General features: G+C 71.3%; 20 protein-coding genes and 1 pseudogene. 13 read left to right on the top strand and 8 right to left on the bottom strand.

The annotated features are described in order from the left end of the window. Positions 1 to 60: 60 nt before the first annotated feature. From proS to rimM, 5 genes are all read left to right on the top strand, one after another. Positions 61 to 1,467, top strand: coding sequence for a proline--tRNA ligase (proS, locus tag QMG73_RS07470; protein ID WP_281893323.1), 1,407 nt, complete (start codon positions 61 to 63; stop codon positions 1,465 to 1,467). After that, entirely contained in the window at positions 1,467 to 2,126 is a 660-nt protein-coding gene (locus QMG73_RS07475; protein WP_281893324.1) for a DUF402 domain-containing protein, read from the top strand. Before proS ends, QMG73_RS07475 begins: the two co-directional genes overlap by 1 nt. A gap of 126 nt (positions 2,127 to 2,252) precedes the next feature. Then, positions 2,253 to 2,729, top strand: coding sequence for a 30S ribosomal protein S16 (gene rpsP / locus QMG73_RS07480; RefSeq protein WP_281893325.1), 477 nt, complete (start codon positions 2,253 to 2,255; stop codon positions 2,727 to 2,729). Next, positions 2,704 to 2,964, top strand: coding sequence for an RNA-binding protein (locus QMG73_RS07485; RefSeq protein WP_281893326.1), 261 nt, complete (start codon positions 2,704 to 2,706; stop codon positions 2,962 to 2,964). The genes rpsP and QMG73_RS07485 overlap by 26 nt, the downstream gene beginning before the upstream one ends. Before the next feature lie 5 nt (positions 2,965 to 2,969). Continuing rightward, positions 2,970 to 3,512 (top strand): ribosome maturation factor RimM, encoded by a 543-nt coding sequence (gene rimM / locus QMG73_RS07490; protein ID WP_281893327.1) that lies wholly within the window; start codon positions 2,970 to 2,972, stop codon positions 3,510 to 3,512. Between the two features lie 4 nt (positions 3,513 to 3,516). Here rimM and QMG73_RS07495 read toward each other — a convergent pair whose 3' ends face one another. From QMG73_RS07495 to QMG73_RS07505, 3 genes are all read right to left on the bottom strand, one after another. Next, the gene (locus QMG73_RS07495) at positions 3,517 to 6,393 is read right to left on the bottom strand and encodes a helix-turn-helix transcriptional regulator (protein WP_281893328.1); all 2,877 of its coding nucleotides are present in this window, start codon (positions 6,391 to 6,393) and stop codon (positions 3,517 to 3,519) included. A gap of 108 nt (positions 6,394 to 6,501) precedes the next feature. Next, positions 6,502 to 6,813: a hypothetical protein gene (locus tag QMG73_RS07500; protein ID WP_281893329.1), complete on the bottom strand. Its 312-nt coding sequence runs from the start codon at positions 6,811 to 6,813 to the stop codon at positions 6,502 to 6,504. A gap of 5 nt (positions 6,814 to 6,818) precedes the next feature. Beyond that, positions 6,819 to 7,046, bottom strand: coding sequence for a hypothetical protein (locus QMG73_RS07505; RefSeq protein ID WP_281893331.1), 228 nt, complete (start codon positions 7,044 to 7,046; stop codon positions 6,819 to 6,821). A gap of 63 nt (positions 7,047 to 7,109) precedes the next feature. On the opposite strand from QMG73_RS07505, the gene trmD reads away from it, so the two are divergent. From trmD to QMG73_RS07545, 8 genes and pseudogenes are all read left to right on the top strand, one after another. Then, positions 7,110 to 7,883: a tRNA (guanosine(37)-N1)-methyltransferase TrmD gene (gene trmD / locus QMG73_RS07510; RefSeq protein WP_281893332.1), complete on the top strand. Its 774-nt coding sequence runs from the start codon at positions 7,110 to 7,112 to the stop codon at positions 7,881 to 7,883. A gap of 97 nt (positions 7,884 to 7,980) precedes the next feature. Next, positions 7,981 to 8,337 carry a 50S ribosomal protein L19 gene (gene rplS, locus QMG73_RS07515; protein ID WP_265252416.1) on the top strand — a complete coding sequence of 119 codons (357 nt, stop codon included), beginning with the start codon at positions 7,981 to 7,983 and terminating at the stop codon, positions 8,335 to 8,337. Positions 8,338 to 8,572: 235 nt separating this feature from the next. Further along, positions 8,573 to 9,472 (top strand): signal peptidase I, encoded by a 900-nt coding sequence (gene lepB / locus QMG73_RS07520; protein ID WP_281893333.1) that lies wholly within the window; start codon positions 8,573 to 8,575, stop codon positions 9,470 to 9,472. Next, entirely contained in the window at positions 9,469 to 10,107 is a 639-nt protein-coding gene (lepB, locus tag QMG73_RS07525; RefSeq protein ID WP_281893334.1) for a signal peptidase I, read from the top strand. Before lepB (QMG73_RS07520) ends, lepB (QMG73_RS07525) begins: the two co-directional genes overlap by 4 nt. Positions 10,108 to 10,132: 25 nt before the next feature. Beyond that, the gene (locus QMG73_RS07530) at positions 10,133 to 10,609 is read left to right on the top strand and encodes an NUDIX hydrolase (protein WP_281893335.1); all 477 of its coding nucleotides are present in this window, start codon (positions 10,133 to 10,135) and stop codon (positions 10,607 to 10,609) included. Then, entirely contained in the window at positions 10,603 to 11,388 is a 786-nt protein-coding gene (locus tag QMG73_RS07535) for a ribonuclease HII (protein ID WP_281893336.1), read from the top strand. The genes QMG73_RS07530 and QMG73_RS07535 overlap by 7 nt, the downstream gene beginning before the upstream one ends. Beyond that, on the top strand, positions 11,388 to 11,711 hold the full coding sequence (locus QMG73_RS07540) for a DUF2469 domain-containing protein (RefSeq protein ID WP_265252411.1): 324 nt from the start codon (positions 11,388 to 11,390) through the stop codon (positions 11,709 to 11,711). The genes QMG73_RS07535 and QMG73_RS07540 overlap by 1 nt, the downstream gene beginning before the upstream one ends. Positions 11,712 to 11,822: 111 nt before the next feature. Continuing rightward, positions 11,823 to 12,416: pseudogene (locus QMG73_RS07545) on the top strand (murein hydrolase activator EnvC family protein); the annotation flags it as partial. Positions 12,417 to 12,479: 63 nt separating this feature from the next. Here QMG73_RS07545 and QMG73_RS07550 read toward each other — a convergent pair. The 5 genes from QMG73_RS07550 to QMG73_RS07570 all read right to left on the bottom strand — a co-directional run bounded on the left by QMG73_RS07550 (position 12,480) and on the right by QMG73_RS07570 (position 17,848). Further along, the gene (locus tag QMG73_RS07550; protein ID WP_281893337.1) at positions 12,480 to 13,658 is read right to left on the bottom strand and encodes an aminotransferase class V-fold PLP-dependent enzyme; all 1,179 of its coding nucleotides are present in this window, start codon (positions 13,656 to 13,658) and stop codon (positions 12,480 to 12,482) included. Positions 13,659 to 13,671: 13 nt separating this feature from the next. Next, positions 13,672 to 14,559 (bottom strand): tyrosine recombinase XerC, encoded by an 888-nt coding sequence (locus QMG73_RS07555; protein WP_281893385.1) that lies wholly within the window; start codon positions 14,557 to 14,559, stop codon positions 13,672 to 13,674. Between the two features lie 86 nt (positions 14,560 to 14,645). Further along, on the bottom strand, positions 14,646 to 15,968 hold the full coding sequence (gene dprA, locus QMG73_RS07560; RefSeq protein ID WP_281893338.1) for a DNA-processing protein DprA: 1,323 nt from the start codon (positions 15,966 to 15,968) through the stop codon (positions 14,646 to 14,648). Then, positions 15,965 to 17,488 carry a YifB family Mg chelatase-like AAA ATPase gene (locus QMG73_RS07565; protein WP_281893339.1) on the bottom strand — a complete coding sequence of 508 codons (1,524 nt, stop codon included), beginning with the start codon at positions 17,486 to 17,488 and terminating at the stop codon, positions 15,965 to 15,967. The genes dprA and QMG73_RS07565 overlap by 4 nt, the downstream gene beginning before the upstream one ends. After that, complete coding sequence (locus QMG73_RS07570; RefSeq protein ID WP_281893340.1) at positions 17,489 to 17,848, bottom strand: YraN family protein; 360 nt, start codon at positions 17,846 to 17,848, stop codon at positions 17,489 to 17,491. Between the last annotated feature and the right edge of the window lie 80 nt (positions 17,849 to 17,928).

Genomic DNA, 17,928 nt, shown 5'->3' on the forward strand with positions numbered 1-17,928 from the left:
GAAAGGGACACGGGCCGGTGCCGGATCGGGTTGCGCCGGGGCTGGATAGGATGTCGCCTCATGGCACGCGTGCTCACTCCCCGTGCGGAGGATTTTCCCCGCTGGTACCAAGATGTGATCGCCAAGGCGCAGCTGGCCGACAACGGCCCGGTGCGCGGCACGATGGTGATCCGCCCGACCGGCTACGCCATCTGGGAGCGCATGCAGGCCGAGATGGACGACCGGATCAAGGCGGCTGGCGCGGAAAACGCGTACTTCCCGCTCTTCATCCCGGAGAGCTACCTGCGTCGCGAGGCGGAGCACGTCGAGGGCTTCTCGCCGGAGCTCGCCGTGGTCACCCACGGTGGCGGCAAGCAGCTGGCCGAGCCGGTCGTGGTGCGCCCCACCAGTGAGACCGTGATCGGCGAGTTCATGGCGAAGTGGGTCGACTCGTACCGCGACCTGCCGCTGCTGCTCAACCAGTGGGCCAACGTGGTGCGGTGGGAGCTGCGGCCGCGGGTCTTCCTGCGCACCAGCGAGTTCCTGTGGCAGGAGGGGCACACGGCGCACGCCACCGACGCCGACGCCCGCGCCTACGCCCGCAAGATCCTGCACGAGGTGTACGAGGACTTCATGGTCGGAGTGCTCGGCATCCCGGTGCTGGTCGGGCGCAAGACAGCTGGTGAGCGGTTCGCGGGCGCCACCAACACGTACACGCTCGAAGGCATGATGGGTGACGGCAAGGCTCTGCAGCTCGGCACGTCGCACGAGCTGGGGCAGAACTTCGCCCGCGCCTTCGACATCACGTACTCGTCGGCGACCGGCAGCCAGGAGCACGCCTGGACGACGAGTTGGGGCACCTCGACCCGCATGCTCGGCGGTCTGATCATGTGCCACGGCGACGACAACGGGTTGCGCGTGCCGCCACGGCTGGCGCCGGTGCAGGCGTACGTGATGATCGTCAAGGACGGCGACGGCGTCCGCGAGGCGGCGGCCAAGCTCCGCGACGCTCTGCGTGACGCCGGGGTCCGGGTCGGGTTCGACGACCGGGTCGACACGCCGTTCGGGCGCCGGGCCGTCGACGCCGAGCTCAAGGGCTATCCGGTACGCGTCGAGGTGGGCCCCCGCGACCTCGCGGCGGGCAACGCGGTGGTCGTACGCCGCACCGACGGATCGAAGACCCCGGTGGCGGTGCCCGACGTGGTGTCGCGCGTGCTTTCCGCGCTGGAGGCCGACCAGCAGGCGCTGCACGACGAGGCGCTCGCCCTGCGCACGTCGCGCACCGTGGAGGTTTCGACGCTGGCCGACGCGATCGAGGCGTCGAGCACCGGTTGGGCGCGGGTGCCGTGGTCGCAGGTGGGGTCGGCGGGCGAGGCCGAGGCCAACGGCAAGGGCGTGACCGTGCGGTGCCTGGTGCGCGCCGACGGCTCCGTACCGGACTCCGAAGACGAGCCCGACCTGGTGGCGATCCTGGCGCGCGCGTACTGATGCGGTTCACGCCGGGGCAGCTGATCCTGCACCGCAACGTCCGGCGTGGCCGGATCGGGTGGGTCCGCCCCGCCCGGGTGGTCAGCGACGACGAGCGCGGCCTGCTGCTGTGGATCGCGCGCGGCACCCCGGTGGTCAACGAGGTGGCCGCCGACGGGCGGGGCATGCGGGCGATGCCGTTCAGTGAGTGGATCACCACGTCGTACCGGCTGGCGCATGGCATCTGGGCCGGCCCGCCGGTGCTGAAGTTCCTGCCCAGCGGTGTCCACCACTCCGTCTGGTGGTTCCGTGACGACGCCGGCCGGTTCAAGAACTGGTACGTCAACCTCGAAGAGCCGGGTACGCGCTGGACCGACGGCGGCACGGCGGGGATCGACATCGTCGACCAGGATCTCGACGTGGTGGTCTGGCCCGATCACCGGTGGGAGTGGAAGGACAAGGAGGAGTTCGTCGAGCGGCTCGCCTTCCCGGAGCACTACTGGGTGGCCGACGAGGCGGCGGTGCGCGCCGAGGGCGAGCGTGTGATCAAGGTCGCCGAGGCCGGCGAGTTCCCGTTCGACGGCTCCTGGATCGACTTCGTCCCCGACCCCGCGTGGCAGCCGCCACAGGAGGTACCGGTGGGGTGGGACCGACCCCCGAGAGCGGGTCTGGCAGAATAGGTTGCTGGTATCGGCGTGCGTCCGCGCCCTCTAACCCGGACGCGCCGCCAGTCCACGAGCCTCCGGCGTCACAACCCCACGTGGCGTCCGTCTGCTCACCCGAATCACACAGGAGCGAAAGCAACCGTGGCCGTTAAGATCCGGCTCCTGCGGATGGGCAAGATCCGCAACCCGCAGTACCGCATCGTCATCGCCGACTCGCGCACCAAGCGCGACGGCCGTGCGATCGAGTACGTGGGCATCTACCAGCCGAAGGAAGACCCTTCGGTGATCGAAGTCAAGTCGGAGCGCGTGCAGTACTGGCTGTCCGTGGGCGCCCAGCCCAGCGAGGCCGTCCAGCGCATCCTGGAGAAGACCGGCGACTGGCAGAAGTTCAAGGGCCTGCCGGCTCCTCCGCCGCTGCTGGTGGCGGCGCCGCGCGCCGACCGCAAGGCGGCGTACGAGGCCGAGGCCAAGGCTGCCGCTGGCGTGGCCGACACCCCCGCCGCGAAGCCCGCGAAGAAGGCGACCAAGGCGGCGAAGGCCACGGCCGACGCACCCGCCGAGAAGCCGGCTGAGAAGACCGAGGAGCAGGCCGGTGCCGCCTCCGGCGAGCAGGGCTGAGGTGGCGCTCCGGCCCGCGCTGGAGCACCTGGTCAAGGGCATCGTCGATCACCCCGACGACGTCCGGGTCCGCATGGTCGACTCGCGGCGCGGCAAGCGCCTCGAGGTGCGTGTGCACCCCGAAGACCTCGGCACGGTCATCGGCCGCGGCGGTCGCACCGCCAAGGCCCTGCGCCAGGTCATCGGGTCGATCGGTGGACGCGGCGTCCGGGTCGACATCGTCGACTCCTACTGATCCGCATGGATCTTCGGACCGTCGGGCGCATCGGCCGGCCTCACGGCATTCGCGGTGAGGTCCTGGTGGAGGTGCGCACCGACGATCCCGACGAGCGGTTCGCCCCCGGCAAGGTGTTGATCGCCGAGCCGGGGGCGTCACCGTCTGACCCCGCCGCCTACAGGGTGCCCGACAGGCTCACCGTCGAGGCCGTCCGCGCGCACCAGGGACGCCTGATCGTCGTCTTCGAAGGCGTGTACGACCGCAACGTCGCCGAGGCTCTGCGTGGCGTGGTGCTGTCGGTCGACAGCGCCGACATCGCCGACCCCACCGACCCGGACGAGTTCAACGACCACCAGTTGGTGGGGCTGGCCGCCGTCACCACGTCGGGCGAGACGCTGGGCGAGGTGGTGCGGATCGACCACGCGCCGGCCTCCGACATGCTGGTGCTGCGCCGGCCCGAGGGGCGCACCGCGCTGGTGCCGTTCGTCAAGGCGATCGTGCCCGAGGTCGACCTGGCCGGTGGACGCGTCGTCGTCGACCCGCCGGAAGGCTTGCTGGACCTCTGAGGTTCTAGGCGTCTGAAACCCGTTTCGAGACGCTGATCGCCACCTCCACCCGCGAGCTGAGGTCGAGCTTGGCGAGGATGCTCGACACGTGCGTCTGCACGGTGCGCCTCGACAGAAACATCCTGGCCGCGATGTCGGGGTTCGACCTGCCCTCCGCCACCATCCGCGCCACGCGGGTCTCCGTGTCGGTCAACGCCTCCCAGCCGTGCTTGGGGCGGTTGCGGCGCCCCATCCGTCCACGCCGGACACCGAGCTGCCGCAGCCGGGCCTCCGCGCGCGCCGCGTCCCAGGTCGCCTCCAGCGCCGCGAAGCCGCCCAGCGCCGTGCCGAGCGCGTCCCGCGCCTCCGCTTCCCGGCCCGCTTGGGCCAGGGCGACCGCCGCCTCCTCGGAAGCCAGCGCGGCGTAGAGCGGCCACCCCTCAAACGCCCGCGCGGCGCTCAGCAGCATGTCCGGGGCCGCGCCAGTTGGCCGCTGGCCTTCCGCCACGCCGCGCGGTGACGGCGCCGGCTCCTGGGCCGGCTCCGCGAGGGCACGGCACAGCAGCGCCGTCGCGGTCAGGCCGCGGGTCGGCTGCTTGGCGGCGAGCGCCTCGGTGGTGGTCGCCAGGTCGAGGGCGCGCTTGTGGTCGCCGACGACGGCGGCGAGCCGCGCCAGGTCGGCGCAGATCCGATAGATCACCCGCCGCTGGTCGAGCCCCCACGCCCGCTCCCAGACCGGATACAGCAGGTCGAGCGCGTACCGCGGATCGGATCGAGACTCCTCCAGCAGCGCCTGCGCCCACCGCGTCAGGTATCCGTACTTGCGGCCGCCGACGCCATCGTCCGGTTCCGGCAACTCCTCGCGCTCCGCCTGATAGGTGCCGCGCCGGATCGCGACCAGCGCCGCCATGGCGCGCAGCCCCGGCGCCTGCCCGAGCGGGTCCGGGCCGTCCAGGCCGGCCTCGATCTCGGCGAGCGCGTCGTCCCACCGGCCGTCGAGCAGCCGCATGCGGGCTCGCAGGGCGTAGGCGAGCGCGAGGTACACGCCGCCCGTGGCCTGGTTGTGCCGCACTGCGGTGGCGAGCGCCTCGTCCGCCTCGTCGAACCGGTCCAGCTCCAGCAGGCAGTACCCGCGCATCGCGTACGGGTCGGCCTGCAGGTCCGGCCGGATGCCGCCGTGGAAGGCGAGCAGGGCCCGGTCGGCGAGCGCGTGCGCCTTGACCATGTCGCCCTCCGCGAACCGCAGCGCGGACAGCCCCAGATAGCCGAGCCCGACAGCCTGAGCGTCCTGCTCCGCCTCGCCCTCCTCCACCGCGAGCCGCGCCGCCAGCTCACCCGCGTCGAACCGCTCCAGATAGAACAGGCAGAACGCCGCGAACCCCTGAAAACGGCCGGCCTCGCCCGCCGACAGCTCCGGCAGGCGGAGCGCGTCTTCGGATACGACCACCGCCTCGTCGAGCCGGCCCTGCCGGAAGCACGCCTGCATGAGCAGCCAGCGGAGGGCGGCGCCGCCGTCGGTGAGCAGCGCGGTGCGCGCGGCCTGCTCGGCCGCCGCCGGGTCGCCGTCCCAGAGCAGGGCGCGCACGAGATGTAGTCGCAGCGCGGGCGCCGCCGGATCGGCACCGTCCAGCGCGGCAAGGGCTCTGCGCAGCAGCGGTACCGCCAGCCGCGGCGCCCGCACGATGAGGGCGTCTGCCTGCTGTACCAGCCAGCCGACGGTCTGCGGATCGAGTACCGTGCCGGCGAGCAGGTGCTCGGCGACCCGCTCCACCGGGGCGCCCGCCGCGGCCAGCACCTGCCCGGCGCGCAGCCGCAGCGCGGTGCGCACGGTCTCCGGCAGGTGCTCGGCCAGCGCTTCCCGGATCAGATCGTGCCGGAAGACCAGCTGCTCACCGGTGTCGACCAGCAGACCGGCCTCGATGGCCCGCACCAGCGTCTCGGAGACGGTGACCAGCGGGCTGCCCAGTACCGCCGACAGCTCACCGGCGTCGATGGCCGGCCCCAGTACCGCGGCCATCTCGAGGATGTCTCGGCCCTGGCGGGGCAGGAAGTCCAGCCGTCGCGCGATCGCCTCGACGAGCGAGCCCGGCAGCGGCGCCTCGGTCTGACCGCTGACCTCGGCCACACCGTCCTCGACGGCGATGACCGACTCGCGGTACAGGGCGTCGACGAGCTCGGTCACGTACATCGGGTTGCCGCCGGCGCGGGCGACCAGTCCGGAGAGCGCGGGACCGGCGGGCATCTCCAGCAGCCTCTCGACCAGCGTCGCGACCGCGGTCTCGGGCAGGGGTTCGAGCCGCAGGACATCGGCGCCGCGCGCCGTGAGACCGCGAACCAGCCCCGCGACCGCCTCACTCTCCGCCGCCGTGCGGGCGGCTACGACCAGGAGGAGCGGCTGCTGCCGGATCCCTTGGGCGAGGCGGTGGAGCACCAGGACGCTGGGCGGGTCGGCCCACTGCACGTCATCGACGATCAGCGCGACGGGACCGGCGGTCGACCACCGGTCCATGAGCTCCAGGATCGCCTCGGTGGCCGCGAACTCGTGATTGGCGGCGCTGACGCTCTGCCCGAGGGCGTCTTCGCCGCGCAGCAGCCGGGCCACGCGTGCCCCGTCGCCGTCCGCGTTGCTGTGCGGGCCCGCCCGCAAGCCCAGACACGTGCCGATCGTCGCGAACGGCAGCCGCTGCTCGAGATCTTCGGCGGCGCCTCGCAGCACCCGCATCCCGAGCCGGCCGCACGTCATCGCGAACGCGTCGAGGAGGGTCGTCTTTCCGATGCCCGGCTCGCCCTCGACCAGTGCGACGGCGCCACGTCCCGAGGCGGCCTGTCGGGCCAGCTCGGACACCCGCTGGATCTCGGCCTGCCGTCCCACGAACACGGGAGAAGGTACCCCCGGGGACATGGGGTGAGCGTATCGCCGCGGAGCGGTGAATGAGATGCCCCGGGTGGCGGGGAGGCGATTACATTTCCGCCACCCGGGGCTGGCCGGCCGGGGGGATTGGCCGGCTGCTCAGGCCGCCTTGACCGGAGGCAGGGCGGAGGCGGCCATCAGGTGAGGGGTCGTTCGGGTCGACCATCCTCGTGATTTGGGGGTGTAGGCGCGTTGGATCTCGTCGCGGGCCCAGCGCATCCGGGCCACAGCGGCGTCGGGGTGGTCGCCGAACTCCTGCGCCACCCGCGCCACACAGTTCCGGACGCCGTAGTCCCGGATCGCGCGGAGGACCGCCGCTCGCACCTGCTCGGCACTCGGCTCGTCGGAGTCCTGGATCGCGGACACGAAGAGCGCTTCGCAGCGGGTGGCGGTCACGTTGAGGGGTGACATGGCTCTCACCATGCCCCGGCGTTGCGGTAGAAACATCCGCCACGTCGCTGAGGACTATTGACGATCGCGAGGACGATGTCGATCGACGTGTGGGCGCGGCTCGCGATCTGCTCGACCGGAACGTTGCTGGCGAGGGCGTGCTTGATCGCCGAGCGCCACGTGGCGTCGGCCCGGGCTCGCACATCGGCCGCCTGGCCCAGCACGTAGAGTGCCTGCTCGGGTGATCCGTTCATGGGTAAGACGATGCGCCCTCGTGAAACCGGATACATCCGCCACCATGCGGAGGTCAAAAACTAATGCGGCTGGATGTCGTGACGATCTTTCCCGAGTATTTCGGGCCGCTCGACCTGTCGCTGATCGGCAAGGCACGCGGTTCCGGACTGCTCGACGTCACCATCCACGACCTGCGCACCTGGACGCACGACGTGCACCGGACCGTCGATGACAGTCCATACGGTGGGGGACCGGGCATGGTGATGCGGCCGGAGCCGTGGGGAGAGGCGCTCGACGCGCTCGCCCCCAGGGCCGAGGGGCGGGCGCGGCTGGTCGTGCCGACTCCCGCCGGAGCGCCGTTCACCCAGAAGGTGGCGCATGAGCTCGCCGCCGAGCCGCATCTGATCTTCGCCTGCGGCCGGTACGAGGGGATCGACCAGCGGGTACTGGACCACGCCGCCACGCGGATGCCGGTATCGGAGGTGTCGCTGGGGGACTATGTCCTTTTCGGCGGTGAAGTGGCGGTCTTGGTCATGTGTGAGGCGATCGTCCGGCTGCTGCCGGGCGTACTGGGCAACGCCGAGTCGCTCGCCGAGGAGTCGCACGCGAACGGCCTGCTGGAAGCGCCCGTGTACACCAAGCCGCCGCAGTGGCGCGGGCACGAGGTACCCGAGATCCTCCGGTCCGGTGACCACGGCCGGATCGCACGGTGGCGCCGCGACCAGTCGCTGTTGCGCACCGCACAGCGGCGGCCTGACCTCCTCGCGGACCTGGACCCCGACACCCTGGACAAGCGCGATGTCGCGGCTCTCACCGGGGCCGGATTTCAGGTACCGGGGCCTGATGTGGCAAAGTAGTGAGGTTGCCACGACCGGGCGCCGCTTCGGTGTGCCCGTCGTGCCCGGTCCCACCCGGGTGATGATCGCCCCGACGAGCCACGAGGAAACCACAGCGATGAACACGCTCGATGCACTGGACGCCCAGTCGCAGCGGACCGACATCCCCGACTTCCGCGCCGGTGACACCGTCAAGGTGCACGCCCGGGTCGTCGAGGGCAACCGTTCCCGGGTCCAGGTCTTCCAGGGCGTCGTGATTCGTCGCCAGGGCGGGGGCCTGCGCGAGACGTTCACGGTCCGGAAGGTCAGCTTCGGCGTTGGCGTCGAGCGCACCTACCCGGTCAACAGCCCGGCCATCGACCGCATCGAGGTCGTGACCCGTGGCGCCGTCCGCCGTGCCAAGCTCTACTACCTGCGTGAGCTGCGCGGTAAGGCGGCGAAGATCAAGGAGCGCCGCGAGAAGCAGGCTAGCTGAGCCTTCTTCTCACCCTGCGCTGATTTCTGACCGGGCGTTTGCGTATAGCCCGTTTTTCGTTCGGTCTGACGTTGGCCGCTTGGTGCGCCGTCCGGTTACGCTAGCCGCGGTGACGTACGAAGAACGCTACGTCCGCGGCGGTCGCGCGGGCGGCGCGATGCCTCCGGACTACCGCTCGCCGACCTTCCGAGGAGGAAGTGCCGCGGGCGGTAGTGCTGTATCTCGGGTACGGGGGATGCGCGCGGTGGAGCCCGACGACGATGATCCGTGGCGCCGGCCAGCGGGGCTTGGTGGCCGGCGGCGAAGCGACGAGCCAGAGCGAGAGCGCCGCAAGCAGATGCCGCTGTGGCAGGAGCTGCCGCTGCTGCTGATCGTCGCGTTCTGTCTGGCGGTGCTGATCCGCACCTTCCTGCTCCAGGCGTTCTTCATCCCGTCCGGGTCCATGGAGGACACGCTGCTCGTCGGCGACCGGGTCCTCGTCAACAAGGTCGTCTACGACGTCCGCGACCCGCAGCGGGGCGAGGTCGTGGTGTTCCGCGGGCCTCCCAACTGGACGCCCGAGTTCCAGGAGCCCGAGCTCGGCTTCGGCGCCAAGCTCGGCCGCACGGTGGGCGACCTCGTCGGCGTGAGCCGCCCCGGCGAGAAAGACTTCATCAAGCGCGTCATCGGCGTTCCCGGCGACCGTGTCCAATGCTGCGACGACCAGGGTCGGGTTCAGGTCAACGGCAAGTCGATCGACGAGCCGTACGTCATCGAGAACTCCGATCCAAACCTGCCGCCAAACCCGCAGGAGTGCCGGTCGCGCCGGTTCGACGAGATCACCGTGCAGCCGGGCAACCTCTTCGTGATGGGCGACCATCGGCTCGTCTCGCAAGACTCGCGATGCCAGGGGCAGGTGCCGATCGACAACGTCATCGGGCGCGCGTTCATCATCGTCTGGCCGTACGATCGCTGGAACGGGCTCTCCGTACCGTCCACGTTCGACGGTGTACCCCAAGTCGCGGCGATGGCGCCGCCGGTGAGCCAGCCGAATCCCGGAGGTGTCGCGGTTGTCCTGCCGATCGTGGGCTCTTTGCTCTTCTCCGCGCGTGCCCGTCGTTGGTTGCCAGGTCGCCGTCGTAGGCTCCGTCCGTGATTGACGAGCAGACCGGCAAGAAGAAGAATTCCTTCTGGCGCGAGCTCCCCATCCTGCTGGGTGTGGCCATCCTGGTCGCCGTGCTGGTGCGGGCCTTCGTCCTCCAGACGTTCTACATCCCGTCGCCGTCAATGGAGCACACGCTCGACATCTACGACCGGGTGCTCGTCAACAAGCTGGTCTACGACTTCCGCTCACCGAAGCGTGGCGAGATCATCGTGTTCGAGGCGCCCGCTGACTGGCGCAGCAACCCGGACGGCGAAGACTTCATCAAGCGGGTCATCGGCACCGAGGGCGACCACATCGTCTGCTGCGACGCCCAGCAGCGCATCACGATCAACGGTCAGCCCCTCGACGAGCCGTACCTGTACTCCGAAGGCGGCACCACCGACCTGCCCGCGGACGAGCCGTTCGACATCACGGTGCCCAAGGACCGGCTGTGGATGATGGGCGACCACCGGTCGGCGTCCGGCGACTCGCTGGAGCACTGGGAGCGGACCCGCGACATCAACTCCGCCACGATCCCGGAAGACGCCGTCATCGGGCGGGCGTTCACCGTCTTCTGGCCCGTCGGCCGGGCCAAGTGGCTTTCGATACCCGATAGCTTCGACTCGATCCCCGCGCCTACGGGCTAGCGCGAGACGTGTCTAGGCTGGGGCGGTGGACTTCACACCGCGCCGGGCCGCACGCGTGTTGCTCGTCGACGGGGCCGGACGGGTTCTGATGTTCAGGGGCTTCGATCCGGCCAGGCCACACCACCGATACTGGTTCACGCCGGGCGGTGGTCTCGACGACGACGAGCCGTCGGTGATGGGTGCCGCCCGCGAGCTGGCCGAGGAGACCGGCCTGCGGGTGCCGCCGGAGCGCTTGGGCGAGCCGGTCTGGAGCGAGGTCACGGAGTACCCGTTCGACGGTGTCTGGTATCGGCAGCGGCAGGACTTCTTCCTGCTCCGGGTGCCGAGTTGGGAAGTCGACACGACGGGGTTCGACGACGTGGAGCAGGGTTCGATCGACGGGCACCGGTGGTGGGGCATGGCCGATCTGGAGGCGACCACCGAGGTGGTGTACCCCGATGACCTGGGCGCTCTGCTGCGTCGGGTGCTGGCACACGCGGATGGTGGTGAGGCGCCGTGCTGACGCCGCCGCGGACGGTGGTCCGGCGCGAGGGCGGGATCTATGCCTTGGAGCGGGCGCTCCAGCGGCGAGGGTTCCGGATCGTCGCCGGCGCCGACGAGGCCGGGCGGGGGGCCTGTGCCGGTCCGCTGGTGGCGGCCGCCGCGGTACTGCCCGAGGGGCGGCGGGGCGAGATCGAGGAACTGGCCGACTCCAAGCTGCTCACGCCCGCCGCGCGCGAACGGGTGTACGCCGAGGTGGTCAAGCGGGCACTGGCGTACGCCGTCGTGGTGATCCCGGCGGCCGAGGTTGACGCCCGCGGCCTGCACGTCTGCAATCTGCTCGCGATGCGCCGGGCACTGGCGGCGCTCACCACCCGCCCGGAGTACGTGCTGACCGACGGCTTCGGCGTCGACGGCCTCGGTGTGCCCGGTCTCGCTGTCTGGAAGGGCGACCAGGTCGCGGCGTGTGTGGCGGCGGCCAGCGTGCTGGCCAAGGTCACCCGAGATCGGATCATGGTGGACCTGCACGCCACGTTCCCGGATTACGGGTTCGACGAGCACAAGGGGTACGTCACCCCGGAGCACCGCGCCGCGCTGGAGCGTCACGGTCCGTGTCTGGAGCATCGCTTCTCGTACGTCAATGTGGCCGCTGTCTCGGGTCGCGACTCCCGTCCGCCCCGCGCTCGGCGTCCAGTAGCGCACCAGAGCCTCCCAGGGAGTACCGTCGGCGTGGCGTTGGACGAGCAGGCACGGCCACCAGCGCTGGTGGGGGAAGATGTGGCCATGGAAGGCGGAGTGTGATGAGCGCAGAAGATCTCGAAAAGTACGAGACCGAGATGGAGCTGCAGCTCTACCGGGAGTACCGCGACATCGTCCGCCAATTCTCCTACGTGGTCGAGACGGAGCGTCGCTTCTACCTCGCCAACCAGGTTGACCTGCACGTTCGCAACTCGGACGGCGAGGTCTACTTCGAGGTCGAGATGCAGGACGCCTGGGTCTGGGACATGTACCGGCCGGCGAGGTTTGTCAAGAATGTCCGGGTTATGACGTTCAAGGACGTCAACGTCGAAGAGCTGGAGAAACCCGACATCTCGTTACCGACCGAGACCGGGTTCGGCGGCTGACCCATAGCAGATCGGCTCGCTTCGCGGAGGTTTTCCACAGCGTCCGCGGTTTTCCACAGGGCGGGTGATCGGCGGTTGCTGGGCGGATGACTCGGGCGCAGGCTGCCCGGCATGAGTCTTCTTCTGGCTGCACTGCTTTCTCTCGCTCCGGCCGGGGCTGGGCGCTGGCCGGTCCTCCTTGGACCTGCTGGGGCTGGGCGCTGGCCGGTTTTGCTCGGGCCCGCCGGGGCTGCGCGATGGCCGGCTCTCCTTGGGCCCGCCGAGGCTGCGCGCTGGCCCGCTCTCCTTGGGCCCGCCGGGGCGGACTGGCGCTGGCCGCTCGACGGGGCGCCGCGCGTGACGCGTGACTTCGACCCGCCGCCCCAGCCCTGGCTGGCTGGCCACCGCGGTGTCGACCTTGCCGCCACACCGGGCGCCACCGTCCGCGCTGCCGGCGCCGGGGTCGTCCACTACGCCGGGTTCATCGCCGGCCGTGGCGTGGTCAGCGTGACGCACCCGGGCGGCCTGCGCACCACCTACGAGCCGGTCGTCCCGGCGGTGCGAGCCGGCGACCGGGTGCGCGCCGGAGAGCCGATCGGCGCCCTGCTCGGCGGCCACCCCGGGTGCGCCGAGGCCGCCTGCCTGCACTGGGGCCTGCGCCGAGCCGGTCAATACCTCGACCCGCTCGCCCTGCTGGGCCTCGGCCGGGTCCGGTTGCTGCCGCTCGCCTTGGAGCCGGCGCGCGGCGCGGGGGGACACGGCGTCCTTCAGCCAGCATGGCCGGCCAGCTCAGCCGCGCAGGATGCTGGGCAGGCTCTCGGCCAGCCGCTCATACTGCGCTCGCACGTTGTAGACCTGCCCGGCCAGCCGCAGCCACCCGCGACCGTCCCAGGAGAAGACCGCCACCACGGTCGCCAGCTCGTCCGCGATCCGGGCCTCCAGCGCCATCGCGTCGTCGATCGTGCTCGCCCGGCCGCCGGGCAGCGGCACGATCCGCATCGCGACCTCCGGGGCACCAGGGTCGGGCAGGTCGCCCCCGGCCAGGCCGAGCGCGCCGCCCACCACCTTCTGCCCGTAGGCGGCCAGCGTGGCATTGTGCTCGCGCACGCGTTCGAGGCCGAGCGTGCGCAGCGTGAAGAGACCCGTGGGCGCGGCCAGCCAGGGCGTGTAGTCCAGCGTCCCCTGCCACTCCACCCGATCCGGAAAGCCGCTCTCCTGCTGCCACGAGACGGCGAGCGGCTCGATCCGGTCTCGCCAGCGTGGCGCTACGCAGAGCAACGCGGTGCCGCGCGGTGCGTACGCCCACTTGTGCAGGTTGCCCACCCAGAAATCGGCACCGATCTCATCGACCGCCACCGGCAGCATCCCGGGCACGTGGGCCGCGTCCACCAGCACCGGCACGCCCTGCTCGCGGGCCACCGCCGCGATCTTCTCGACCGGAAAGCGGCGAGCGGTCGCCGAGCTGACCTGGTCTACGACCAGCAGCTTCGTCCGCCCCGGTCGCAGCGCGTCGCCGAGCGTCGCGATGATCTGGTCGTCGGTGCTGTCGAGCGGCACCCGCACAGTCCGCGCGGCAGCCCCGCTGCGCCGGCACTCCCGGTCGACGGTGAGGGCCACCGCGCCGTACCTGTGGTCGGTCAGCAGCACCTCGTCTCCGGCTCGTAGACCCAGCGACTGCAGCACGACGGCGGTGCCCATCGTGGTGTTGCCGACGAGCGCGGAGCCGTCCGGGTCGGCGCCGAGAAAGGTGGCGAGGTGCCGGCGGGTGTGCGCGATCCGCTGCGGCAGGTCACGAAAGAAGAGAATCGGGTTCGACTCGGCCTCGTCGCGCAGCCGCTGGAGGGCCCGCTGGGTGCTCACCGGCATCGCGCCCCGCCCGCCGTGGTTGAGGTACGCGATCGAGGGGTCCAGCGAAAAGCACTCCCTGATGCGTTCCCAGCTCACCGGGACGCCTTCGATGGCCGCCATCGACCAAGCGTAGTCAGGCGCGCGGATGGGCCTGGCGATACACCGCGCGCAGCCGCTCGACGGTGACGTGGGTGTAGATCTGCGTACTCGACAGGGAGGAGTGGCCGAGCAGCTCCTGCACCGCCCGGAGATCGGCGCCCCCTTCGAGCAGGTGTGTGGCCGCCGAGTGACGCAGGCCGTGCGGGCTCGTACGCGGCAGTCCGGCCGCCTGGGCGTACCCGCTCACGATCCGGCGAGCGACGGTGGTCTGCAGCCGGCCGCCCCGCGCGCCAAGCAGCAGGGCGTCCCCACTGTCGGGTCCGGCCAGCGCGCCGCGGCCACGGCGCAACCAGACGTCGAGTGCCTTCTCGGCCGGCACTCCGTACGGCACCGACCGCTCCTTGTTGCCCTTGCCCAGCACCCGCACGACCCGCCGACCCCGGTCGACGTCGGCGATGTCCAGCCCGCACAGTTCGCTGACGCGGATGCCGGTCGCGTAGAGCAGTTCCAGAAGGACACGGTCGCGCAGCACCACCGGGTCCGCATCGTCGCCGGGCGCCGTCATCAGCGTCTCGGCCTGATCGGCGCGCAGCACGTTGGGCAGCTCGCGGTGCGCCTTGGGGTTGGCGAGCTGGGCGCCGACGTCGGTGGCGAGCAGACCGGCCCGATGCGCCCAGGCGCTGAACGTGCGCGCCGATGCCGCACGCCGCGCCAGCGACGCGCGGGCCGCTCCGAGCGTGCGCAGCTTCGCCAGCCAGCTCCGCAGCACCGCGATGTCGATCTCACCGGGTGCGCCGCTGCCCATGAGCGCCGCGTGATCGAGCAACGAGACCACATCGCCGACGTATGCCCGCACCGTGTGCACCGAACGGTCTTCCACCGTGGCGAGGTGCCGCGCGAACTCGTCGACCGCGTCGCGCATCGGCGCGGGCAGGCCCTCATGGATGGCCTGGATGCTGCGGCTCTTGCGCTTCACCACTTGACCGTGGAACGTCGCCCGGCACCTAGTCAAGCCGGCACGCCGCCCTCGGGCTCGTCGGCCGCACCACCCTCCCGCTCGTCGGCTGCGCCGCCCTCCCGCTCGTCGGCCGCGCGGCGCTCGCTCTCGTTGGGCGCGCTGCCCTTGCGCTCGCCGGGCGTGCTGCTCTCGCGCTCTTTGGGCGCCAGGATGTAGCCGCCGTCGCGGCGCACGACGAAGCCGAGCTGTTCCAGCAGCGACAGCTTGCGCATCACGGTGCGGATGTCGAGACCGGCATGGGCGGCCAGCGCGTCCGGGCCGGCCGGGCGGCGCAGCGGCATCGCGTCGAAGACCATGGTGGCTTCCGAGTCGAGCACGTCGTGTGGCCGGTCGGGCCCGCGTGGCGTCGGTGCCAGGTCGTTGCCGATGCTGCCCACCTCTTCGAGCACGTGGGGCAGGCCGGTGACGAGGCGGATCTGCGGATGCTCGCGCAGCAGGTGATGGCAGCCCACCGACATCGCGGACGTCACCGGACCCGGTACTGCCATGGGCCGGCGGCCCAGCGCCTGCGCGCGCCGCAGCGTCTGACTGGCCCCGCTCCGGGCCGCCGCCTCGACGACCACGGTGCCCCGCGTAACGGCCGCTATCACCCTGTTGCGGATCAGGAAACGGTGCCGCACGGGGTCGGCGCCCGGCAGCCACTCGCTGATCATCAGTCCCGCCTCGGCGATGCGATCAAACAACGAGGTGTTTCCCATCGGGTACGGCCGGTCGACGCCGCACGCCAGCACCGCCACCGTCGCCCCGCCCGCAGCCAGGGCGCCGCGGTGCGCGCTGGAGTCGATGCCGTACGCCCCGCCGGACACCACGGTCCAGCCGCGCTCCGCCAGCCCGAACGCGAGACCAGTCGCCACGTGCTCCCCGTACGCCGTGGCGGCCCTGGCGCCCACCACCGCCACCGACCGGTCGAGTGTCTCGGCCAGCGGCAGCGGCCCGCGCACCCACAGGCACAGCGGCGGTGCGGTGTCGCGGTCGATCCGGTTGTCGGAGGGGATTTCCAGGAGGTGTTTCAGGTCGTCGACCTGATGCGGCCACTCGACGTCTTCCGGGGTCACGATGCGGGCACCCAACTCGTCGGCGCGTGCGATGGCGGCGGCGGCCACCTCATACGGGTCACCGGCCTTGAGTCGCGCCGCAACCGAACCACGCAGTTCCTGGTCGGGCATGTCGCCGTCGAGCAGCTTGTCGAGGGTCCGCACCGGACCGTATCGGCGAACCATGCGGTGCACGGCGGCGTTGCCGGGCTCGACCAGCCAGTGCAGTGCGATGCGGGCGATGCGCAAGGGGAGGAGAGCGTCAATCAACTCTGTCATGTGAGCACACCCATCCTGAGTTGGATCGCTTCGGCGACGTCTTCGCGCCCCGGCCGGTGTCGACCGTCGAGATCGGCGATGGTCCAGGCCATCCGGACGACCCGGTCGAAGCCGCGCGCGGACAGGGCACCGGAGTCCAGCAGCCGCAGCAGAGCAGTGGTGTCGCGTGCTGGCAGGCGCCAATCGGCACCGCGCAGGGCTGGACCCGGCACCTCCGCGTTGGTGCGCCACGCCTTCGCCGACCAGCGCGCGCCCGCCGCCGCACGGGCCTTGGCGACGCGATCGGCCACGGTGGTGGACGACTCACCGGGCGCGCCGGCGCACAGCAGATCGGCGGCTGTCACCGGCGGCAACATCACCTGGACGTCGACGCGGTCGAGTAGCGGGCCGGACAGCCGGCTCAGGTAACGCCGGCGAACCCGAGGGCTGCATTCGCAGTACACATCGCCGGCGGGACGGGCGCACGGGCACGGGTTGGCCGCGAGGCAGAGCTGCACGCGAGCCGGGAACTCGGTGGCACCGGAGACCCGCCGCAGCAGCACGCGACCGGATTCGAGTGGCTGCCGCAGCGCGTCGAGTGCTCGCCCGCTGAACTCGGCCGCCTCGTCCAGAAACAGGACGCCCCGATGCGCCAGCGAGATCGCGCCCGGCTTGGCGAGCCCGCTGCCGCCGCCAACCAGCGACTGCATGGTCGCGGTGTGGTGGGGAGCCTGGAAGGGCGGCCGGCGCAGGAGGCGACCGCCCGGCGGGAGGACGCCAGCGATCGAGTGGAGTGCGGTGACTTCGAGAGCGGCCTCGTCGTCGAGTTCGGGCAGGATCGATGGCAGGCGCTCGGCGAGCATCGTCTTTCCCGCTCCCGGCGGGCCGAAGATCGCGACATGGTGCCCACCGGCGGCCGCGACCTCGATGGCGCGCCGGCCGAGCGGCTGACCGGCCACGTCGGCGAGGTCGGGACCGGGTGCGCCGTGCGCGGGAACCCCCTGATCAGACGGGTCGAGCATCGGCACGCCATCACGAACGAACGCGATCAGCCGGTGCAGCGTGTCGATCGCCTTCACCAGTACGCCGGGAACGATGGCCGCCTCTTGCGCGTTGCCGAGCGGCACGACCACGCGCGTGATCCCGGCGCGCAGCGCGGCCGCCACCATCGGCAGCACACCGCGAACCGGGCGAACGGCGCCGTCGAGGCCCAACTCGCCGAGGATGGCCACCCGGTCGAACGCGGCTAGCGGCAGCACACCGGCGCCAGCGAGGATCGCCACCGCGATGGCGCAATCGAAGACCGAGCCCCGCTTCGGCAGCGTCGCGGGCAGCAGGTTGACGGTGATGCGGCGGGACGGCCACTCCTGACCGGAGTTGATGATCGCCGCGCGGACCCGATCGCGCGCCTCGTGGAGGGCGGTATCGGGCAAGCCCGACAGCACCAGTGCGGGCAGGCCGGTCGCCAGGTGGGCCTCCACCTCGATCAGGTGGCCGGTGACCCCGACGAGCCCGGCCGAGAGCACCTTGGCGTAGCTCATTCAGAACGCTCCCCGCAGGTGCTCGATGCGCCAGGGGCCGCGCTTGCGAGCCAGTATCGACACGACGTCGAAGCGGATGTCGCGAGCCTGAACGCGATGGGATGCCAGCCACTGGACCGCCAGCCGCCGCAACCGTGCCGCCTTGGCACCCACGATCGCCTCGATCGGCAGGCCGAACTCCACCGTGCGCCTGGTCTTGACCTCACAGAACACGAGATCCTGGCCGTCCCACGCGATGATGTCGATCTCACCGTCGGCGCATCGCCAATTGCGGGCGACGACGCGCAGGCCCGCCTCGGTCAGGTGCTCCACCGCACGGCGCTCGCCGTACGCGCCGACCGCCTGCCTCTCCCTCGTCATGGCAGTGACGGTGTCAGCCCATCAGCTCTGACAAATGCCAACCGGTCGAGCTGTGGACAACCAGCCACGCTGTGGATACC

Origin of the sequence: Phytohabitans aurantiacus (assembly GCF_027923225.1) — a bacterium.
Taxonomy (GTDB): domain Bacteria; phylum Actinomycetota; class Actinomycetes; order Mycobacteriales; family Micromonosporaceae; genus Phytohabitans; species Phytohabitans aurantiacus.